At 40.6% G+C, this 8722-nt stretch carries 7 protein-coding genes and 1 pseudogene; 5 read left to right on the forward strand and 3 right to left on the reverse strand.

The features are described 5' to 3' along the window. Positions 1 to 142 precede the first annotated feature (142 nt). Complete coding sequence (locus HT736_RS04560) at positions 143 to 1993, reverse strand: nucleoside-diphosphate sugar epimerase/dehydratase (protein WP_172930789.1); 1851 nt, start codon at positions 1991 to 1993, stop codon at positions 143 to 145. A 53-nt stretch (positions 1994 to 2046) separates the two neighbouring features. Continuing rightward, a pseudogene (locus HT736_RS04565) lies at positions 2047 to 3191 on the reverse strand (glycosyltransferase family 2 protein). Positions 3192 to 3248: 57 nt separating this feature from the next. Between HT736_RS04565 and HT736_RS04570 the strand changes: the two are divergent. The 5 genes from HT736_RS04570 (at position 3249) to HT736_RS04590 (ending at position 7490) form a co-directional block, all read left to right on the forward strand. Then, positions 3249 to 4415, forward strand: a complete 1167-nt coding sequence (locus HT736_RS04570) for an MFS transporter (protein WP_172930790.1) — start codon at positions 3249 to 3251, stop codon at positions 4413 to 4415. Positions 4416 to 4553: 138 nt separating this feature from the next. Then, positions 4554 to 4880, forward strand: a complete 327-nt coding sequence (locus HT736_RS04575) for a PadR family transcriptional regulator (protein ID WP_000273863.1) — start codon at positions 4554 to 4556, stop codon at positions 4878 to 4880. Beyond that, the gene (locus tag HT736_RS04580) at positions 4867 to 5460 is read left to right on the forward strand and encodes a DUF1700 domain-containing protein (protein ID WP_172930791.1); all 594 of its coding nucleotides are present in this window, start codon (positions 4867 to 4869) and stop codon (positions 5458 to 5460) included. Before HT736_RS04575 ends, HT736_RS04580 begins: the two co-directional genes overlap by 14 nt. Beyond that, the gene (locus HT736_RS04585; protein ID WP_172924092.1) at positions 5453 to 6364 is read left to right on the forward strand and encodes a DUF4097 domain-containing protein; all 912 of its coding nucleotides are present in this window, start codon (positions 5453 to 5455) and stop codon (positions 6362 to 6364) included. The genes HT736_RS04580 and HT736_RS04585 overlap by 8 nt, the downstream gene beginning before the upstream one ends. 61 nt (positions 6365 to 6425) lie before the next feature. Further along, entirely contained in the window at positions 6426 to 7490 is a 1065-nt protein-coding gene (locus HT736_RS04590) for a DUF6574 domain-containing protein (RefSeq protein WP_172930792.1), read from the forward strand. Positions 7491 to 7713: 223 nt separating this feature from the next. Here HT736_RS04590 and HT736_RS04595 read toward each other — a convergent pair whose 3' ends face one another. Continuing rightward, complete coding sequence (locus tag HT736_RS04595; protein ID WP_172930793.1) at positions 7714 to 8574, reverse strand: DUF4299 family protein; 861 nt, start codon at positions 8572 to 8574, stop codon at positions 7714 to 7716. Positions 8575 to 8722 lie beyond the last annotated feature (148 nt).

The raw sequence follows: 8722 nt of genomic DNA on the forward strand, positions 1-8722 counted from the left end.
CGAAGTCAGTAACCATATACGGCAAGGCGACGTTGACGTGGTTTGAAGAGATTTTCGAAGAGTATAAGCCTCTACATAACAAAACGCATATTACCAAGGCTCAAGACCTGATAATATGCGTTTTTCTGATTTTAAAGATTTTTTATTCAACGTGGGTTGTTTGATTGGCAAAGGCGATAATGGCTTGCTTCAACTCATCTCCACTAAGAGTGCGGAACTCTTCAATCTTTTGATCGATGGCTTCTAGAGGCATGACATTAACCTTACCAACGAAAATCTTATCCATAACTTGGTTATCAACAAGTTCGGTTGATACCAAGAGTTCTTCGTAAAGTTTTTCGCCTGGGCGGATTCCAACTTCAACGATTGGAATTTCGCTTTCGGTGTGTCCACTTAGAAGGACCATTTTCTTGGCCAAGTCATAGATTTTGACTGGTTTGCCCATATCAAGGATAAAGACTTCCCCATCCTTGGCATAAGCACCAGCATGGATAACCAGACGGCTAGCTTCTGGAATAGTCATAAAGTAACGGGTCATACGGAAGTCTGTCACCGTTACAGGCCCACCTTCAGCAATCTGACGTTCAAAGACTGGAATGACACTACCACGACTACCAAGAACATTCCCAAAACGAACCGCACAGTAGGTCGATTGGCTACGTTGGTTAAAGCCAGTGACAATCAACTCAGCCACGCGCTTGGTTGCTCCCATAACATTGGGTGGATTAACTGCCTTATCTGTCGAAATCATAACCATCTTAGACACTTTAGCTTCATCAACAGCCTTAGCAACATTGTAGGTTCCGCGGATATTGTTTTTGAAGGCTTCTTTTGGATTGCGCTCCATCATAGGAACATGCTTGTGGGCTGCCGCATGATAAACAATAGCAGGTTTGTACTGCTCAAAGACTTGCAAGAGACGGTCGTAGTCTTGAATGTCCGCAATCACAGGTACATAATCAATCCCTTGGAACTTACGAATCAATTCATGATAAACAAGGTAGATTGAGTTTTCCCCATGACCGAGCAAGACAATGCGTTCAGGATTGAAGCGACTAACTTGACGACAGATTTCAGAACCGATTGAACCTCCAGCTCCTGTGACTAAGATGGTCTTACCTGTCAGTTCTGCACCCAGACGCGATTCGTCAAGACGAATTTCCTGACGACCCAAAAGGTCTGTGATATCAATCTTCTGGAAGCCTCCACCTGCTGGGTGAAGTCCTTGAACAACCGTTTCAACCTTAGGCATCTTGTAACATTTGACACCCAGCTTATTACACATCTGCAAGATACGCTCATACTCTGACGAATCAAGCGACGGAATCACAACGATGACACGCTCGATTTGATGGCGTTTGGCTAATTCAGGCAGATTGTCATAAGAGCCCAAAACAGGGATACCACCAAGTTTTTGACCCTTTTTCTTAGCATCCTTATCCAAGATACCGACCAGTTCTAATTCACTGGTTGGATGTTGGTAACTATCCATAAAGAGGGCTCCGCCATCACCAGCACCAATCAAGAAGGTTCGACGGTGTTCTCCATCACCACTACCTTTTTTGCGTCTGGAGTAGAGTAACTGCCAAGTAATCCGTGGCAATAAAATCAAGAAGGTACTCAACAAGATAAAGAGAATGATGAAACGGATGGAGAAGAGTGGCAAGAAGGCATAGCAGATTCCATAAGACAAAACACTGCTGGCAGTCACACCAAAAAAGATTTTCATGAAATCCGTAATCTTGCTGTAACGACTAATACTAGCATTCAACCCCCAAAAACCAATCATCAATTGATAGAACAGAAAGGCCAAACTCGTATAGATAATGTAGTCAACAGGTGCTGGATTAATCAAGCCGTAGAATAAGATATAAGATACAATGATGGAAACCACCATACTCAAAATATCAAATATTCCCCAGAAAACCTGCTTTTGTTGTTTATTTAAAATTTCCACCAGATCAATCACATAATCTGTTAGTTTTTTATTCATGTCAATCTACTCCTCCTTAAAAGAGTTTTACTATATTGTTATTGTAGCACATTTTAATTTATTTGGCTTATTTTTCCAAATAAATTACTGTTCCCTTGTACTCTTTCTTCCATTTAAATCCTCTAATTAAACCTACAATCGTTCCAAGGCCATAAGCAAAGTGAATGGAAAATAAAAGAAAGGGCATCACAATTAGAAATCCATTTTTATGTTTTAATAAAGTCAGCAAAGTGAGTAATGACAAAAGTAGAAAATAGGCACCTAATAGTAAAGTTATGAATACGAATGTGATCGGTAACAATGCTAGACTAAACACAAGACTCAAAACAAATAAACAAGGAATATAGTGAAATAATGATAAACACTTAAACTGAACATGACTTGTCAAGCCAATCCACAAACCATTTGAATACTTTTGATGCAGCATTTTCTTGAATGTTGGTCGAATATACTGATAAGATAGAATACTTGGGCTATAGCGGATTTTATAACCATGTTCTCGAATTCTATAATGAATATCATTATCTTCAGTTCGGCCAAGTTGCTCATTTACTAAACCAACCTTCTGGAAAACCTCTCGTTTATACATTCCATGAAAAATAGAAGAAACATATCTATCCTCGGCACTATTTCGATAATTGGCAATGCTACTGCCAAACATATTTTCCTCAACAAGATGCAAGGTCTCTCCCCATTTTCCTTTTCCTTCGACAATCGTCGGTCTAGGCCCCCCACAGACAAATTCACCTTGTTGAATAATAGCCACATTGTTCATTACAAAAGTCTCAGTAACTTTTGAATGAGCATCAATTTTTAAAATAAGGTCCCCTACAGAATGTTTAACTCCCAGGTTAAAACCACTAGCTTGATTTTTCTTAGGATTGTTATACAATCTAATTGAGTTAAACTCTGTATCTTCCTTTATCAATTGCTGAATGATAGCTGTGGTCCCATCTGTGGACATAGCATTTATAAATAGAATTTCAATATTCTCTTTAGGATAGGTTTGATTTTTTAAGTCTTCAATTAGACCAGACAGATATTTTTCTTCATTGTATGCACTGATTACAATGGATACGAGAAGACTTTCAACATTTTGAGTCACTACTACTCTCCTGAATTTTTCCTTCCACCATTCTATCATAATTTTCAAGACTTTCCCATTTTTATCTTGAAAGCCAGAAACCTTACTTGACATTATAGTGAAAAAGCCTTAAAATAAGCTGTTATTAAAATCAGCTAGAAGAGGTATTTTATGAAAAAGCAATCACTCTTTTTTGTTCCAGGTATTATCCTGATTGGTGTTTCTTTGCGGGCTCCTTTTACTGTTTTACCCATTATTTTGGGAGATATTTCGCAAGGGCTGGGGGTAGAAGTTAGTTCGCTTGGTGTCTTGACCAGCCTGCCTCTCCTTATGTTTACCCTCTTTTCACCATTTTCTACCCGACTGGCTCAGAAAATCGGCTTGGAGCATCTCTTCACCTACAGCCTCTTCTTCTTGACCATCGGCTCACTTATTCGACTAATCAATCTGCCCCTGCTCTATCTAGGAACCTTGATGGTTGGGGCAAGTGTCGCAGTCATCAATGTCCTGCTTCCTAGTCTTATCCAAGCCAATCAACCAAAGAAGATTGGTTTTCTGACCACCTTATATGTAACCTCTATGGGGATTGCGACGGCTCTGGCTTCCTATCTAGCCGTGCCTATTACACAAGCCAGTTCTTGGAAAGGACTTATCATCCTCCTCACCCTGCTCTGTCTAGCAACTTTTTTGGTCTGGCTCCCAAATCACCGCTATAATCATAGACTAGCTCCACAAACCAAACAAAAAAGTCAAATAAAGGTTATGCGTAATAAACAGGTCTGGGCAATTATTATCTTTGCAGGTTTTCAATCCTTGATTTTTTACACTGCTATGACTTGGTTACCTACCATGGCTATCCATGCAGGCCTATCCAGTCACCAAGCTGGCTTGTTGACTTCTATCTTCTCTCTGATTAGCATTCCTTTTTCAATGACCATCCCAAGCTTGACAACTAGTTTATCTACTCGCAACCGTCAGCTCATGCTCACTCTGGTTTCACTAGCTGGTGTGGTCGGCATTTCCATGCTCTTTTTCCCAATCAATAATTTCATTTACTGGCTTGCCATCCATCTCCTCATCGGAACCGCAACCAGCGCCCTCTTCCCTTATCTCATGGTCAACTTTTCACTCAAGACAAGCGCCCCTGAAAAGACAGCCCAATTGTCCGGCCTATCTCAAACAGGAGGCTATATCCTAGCAGCCTTTGGGCCAACCCTCTTTGGTTACAGTTTTGACCTGTTCCACTCTTGGGTACCAGCTGTAGCTGACCTCTTGCTCATCGATATCCTGATGACTGTGGCCCTCTTTACAGTGGACAGAGCGGATAAGATCCTTTAAACTTCTAGTTTTAGCTAGAAGTTTTTTATATATAAAAATTTTACACATTTCTCTTGACAGGGCTTTCTTTTAGATGTACAATATATGTGTAGAAAAATTATATATAAAAATCTTACACATTAGAAAAGGAGGTTTCCCATGTACTTTCCAACATCCTCTGCCTTGATTGAATTTCTCATCTTGGCTGTACTGGAGCAGGGTGATTCTTATGGTTATGAGATTAGCCAAACCATTAAGCTGATCGCTAATATCAAAGAATCCACACTCTATCCCATTCTCAAAAAATTGGAAGGCAATAGCTTTCTGACAACCTATTCTAGAGAGTTCCAAGGTCGCATGCGCAAATACTACTCCTTGACAAACGGTGGTATAGAGCAGCTCTTGACCCTAAAAGATGAATGGGCACTCTATACAGACACCATCAATGGCATCATAGAAGGGAGTATCCGCCATGACAAGAACTGAATACCTGACTCAGCTAGAACTCTATCTCAAAAAACTGCCTGAAGCTGACCGTATCGAAGCCATGGACTATTTCAGGGAACTCTTTGACGATGCTGGAGTCGAAGGAGAAGAAGAACTCATCGCTAGCTTGGGAACTCCCAAAGAAGCAGCCCACGAAGTTCTATCCAATCTTCTCGATAAAAAAATCAATGAAGCACCCGCTCAAAAAAATAACCGACAAATTTTACATATCGCCTTGTTAGCTCTCCTTGCAGCACCCATCGGTATTCCTCTGGGAATCGCCATCCTCGTGTCCCTGTTCGCAATCTTTGTGGCAGCCTTGACTGTCATCTTGGCTTTCTTTGCGGTTTCCATACTGGGTATCATCGGCGGATTCCTATTTTTAGTTGAAAGTTTCACCGTCCTAGCCCAAGCCAAATCAGCCTTTATCTTGATTTTCGGTTCTGGTTTACTGGCTATCGGTGCTTCTTCACTAGTCTTACTAGGTATTTCCTATGTAGCTCGCTTCTTCGGTCTACTCATTGTTCGCTTGGTGCAATTTGTTCTTAAAAAAGGAAAGAGAGGTGACCAGCATGCGTAAATTGACAAAAGGATTTCTCATTTTTGGTGTAGTGACTACCGTTATCGGCTTTATCCTGCTTTTTGTAGGTATCCAATCTGACGGGATTAAGAGCCTACTTTCCATGTCCAAAGAACCTGTCTATGATAGCCGTACGGAAGAACTAACCTTTGGCAAGGAAGTCGAAAACCTAGAAATCACTCTTCACCAGCACGCGCTGACCATCACAGACTCTTTCGATGATCAAATCCACATTTCTTACCATCCATCACTTTCTGCTCACCATGATCTTATCACCAATCAGAACGATAGAACTCTGAGTCTCACTGATAAGAAACTGTCTGAAAGTCCATTTATCTCTTCTGGAATTGATGGGATTCTCCATATTGTAAGTAGTTCATCTAATCGTTTTAATGATGTCATCATCGGACTACCGAAAGGGAGAACTCTAAAAGGGATCAACATCTCAGCCAATCGCGGACAAACCACCATCATAAATGCTAGCCTTGAAAATGCGACCCTCAATACAAACGGCTATATCCTCCGAATTGAAGGAAGTCGTATCAAAAACAGTAAACTCACAACGCCCAATATCGTTAATATCTTTGATACAGATCTTACAGATAGTCAGCTAGAGTCAACAGAACATCACTTCCACGCTGAAAATATCCAAGTCCATGGTAAGGTTGAACTGACTGCCAAAGATTATCTCCGAATCATCCTAGACCAGAAAGAAAGCCAACGAATTAACTTGGACATCTCAAGTAACTACGGTTCTATCTTCCAATTCACAAGAGAAGAGCCTGAATCAAGAGGTACGGAATTAAGCAACCCTTACAAAACTGAAAAAGCTGATGTCAAGGATCAACTCATTGCGAGATCTGATGATGATATTGAGCTAATATCCACCCCAAGCAGACGTTGACAAAAACGCTTACATTTGCTACTATAGAAGCATATTTATCTAACTAAAAGGAGGTTCTACCATGAAACAAGAATGGTTTGAAAGTAATGATTTTGTAAAAACAACAAGCAAGAACAAGCCTGAAAAGCAAGCTCAAGAGGTTGCAGACAAGGCTGAAGAAAGGATAGCCGATCTCGATACACCAATTGAAAAAAATACTCAAGTAGAGGAGGAAGTCTCTCAAGCTGCAGTCGAACTGGAAAGCCAGCAAGAAGAGAAAATGGAAACTCCTGAAGACGGTGAAGCGAGAACAGAAATAGAAGAAAAGAAGGCATCTAATTCTAGTGAAGAAGAGCCAGATCTTTCTGGAGAAACAGAAAAAGTCACTATAGCTGAAGAAAGCCAAGAAGCTCGTCCTCAGCAAAAAGCAACCACAAAAGAGCCCCTTCTTATCAGTAAATCTTTAGAAAGTCCCTATATCCCCGACCAAGTTCCAAAATCTAGGGATAAATGGAAAGAGCAAGTGCTTGATTTTTGGTCTTGGCTAGTGGAAGCAATCAAATCTCCTACAAGCAAGCTTGAAACAAGTAGCACACACAGCTATACAGCCTTTCTCTTGCTCATTCTGTTTTCTGCATCTTCCTTTTTCTTTAGTATCTACCACATCAAACATGCTTACTATGGACATATAGCAACTATAAACAGCCACTTCCCTGAGCAACTAGCACCTTTAACTCTCTTTTCTATCATCTCTATCCTAGTAGCGACAACACTCTTCTTCTTTTCATTCCTCTTGGGTAGTTTCGTCGTGAGACGATTTATCTACCAAGAAAAGGACTGGACGCTAGACAAGGTTCTCCAACAATATAGTCAACTCTTGGCAATTCCAATCTTCCTCACTGCCATTGCTAGTTTCTTTGCCTTCTTTGATAGCCTACGATTTTCAGCCCTTTTATGTGTGATTAGCATTGGAATCATTCTGCTTGCTAGCCTCCATATCATTACGAGACCTAGTCAAGCAAGTGAAAGCGACTCCTTCTATCAATTATTCTTGTCTGTCCTTGTGAACGGAGTCATTATCCTCCTCTTCTTTGTAGCTGAAGTGGCACTGATTGGAGATTATCTTCGTATCTTAGCCTTTCTTTAAACTTCATACTCTTCGAAAATCTCTTCAAACCACGTCAGCTTCGCCTTACCGTAGATATATGTTCCTGACTTTGTCAGTCTTATCTACAACCTAAAAACAGTGTTTTGAGCAGCCTGCGGCTAGCTTCCTAGTCTGCTCTTTGATTTTCATTGAGTAGCAATCCTGTCTTCTATGGCAGGATTTTTTATATGTAAAAAAGAAAGTCGATTGACCTGCTTCTGCTTTACTCTTCTTGTGCTAATGTTTTAAAATCTTGTCCTAGAATGGGTTGCACTTCTATTTGATTGGCATCTAGTTGGTGGTAAGATGCTGATGGTAGTGACTCTAGGAATTTTGCATAGTCCAAGCGAGCGATAGCCTCATAGTCTTCTGGTTTAGAGCCGTCTCCTGTGATTTGAACCAAGTCAATCTCCCACTGGACTTCCTTATCCACCAATTGCTCCATATAGGCTGCAGGAACAAATGGTTCTCTCCGCAAAACAGTCTTGACGCCTTGAGCCAAATGGTAAACACCGTGCACTTTTCCTTCTCCATCCTGATAGAAGGAAACTCTTGCAAAGTAAGCATCTGTCTCTTGAACTGCACGTACACGTGCTTCAAACTGTGCCAAACCATCCTCCTCTAAAAACCTTTTCAAATCCTCATGACTAAAGAAAACAGGATTAAAAATTCCTTGGCAAATCGTAAAACGGGCTGCAGTGTCTGCAAGATGGGCTTGAATACTTGCTTGGAAATAAGCTTCAAAATCAAAACCATCTAGTCCTTCAATCTCAGTTCCTGTGTAAGCAAGCAAAGCATCTAAAAATGACTTGATGATCTCCCAGTCTATCTTCGTTAGTAGCTCAGGAAGATCGACACGGTAAGCCTTTCGACCATCAGCATAACTGACCTTAAAGAGAAATTGTGATTGCCCTACTATCGCACACTCGATATACTCAAGACGGTTAAGAAGCTGACGGAGATAAACCGCATCATAGCTATGTGACTCCAAACCATCTACCAAGGCCAAGATGGACTTGGCAGTCAAAATCTCTTGTTCTCCTAAAATGCTCTGTTTATTTGGAATAAAAAATGTTTTCGCCATAACTGGACTCCTTTGAAATCGTTTACATACAGTATACCTTATTTTTCTGAAAGATACAAAAACAAACTTTATACTCTTCGAAAATCAAATTCAAACCGCGTCAGCTTCGCCTTGCCGTAGATATATGTAACTGACTTCGTCAGTCTTA

It is taken from the genome of Streptococcus sp. 339 (genome assembly GCF_013277285.1).
GTDB classification, from domain to species: Bacteria; Bacillota; Bacilli; order Lactobacillales; family Streptococcaceae; genus Streptococcus; species Streptococcus pseudopneumoniae.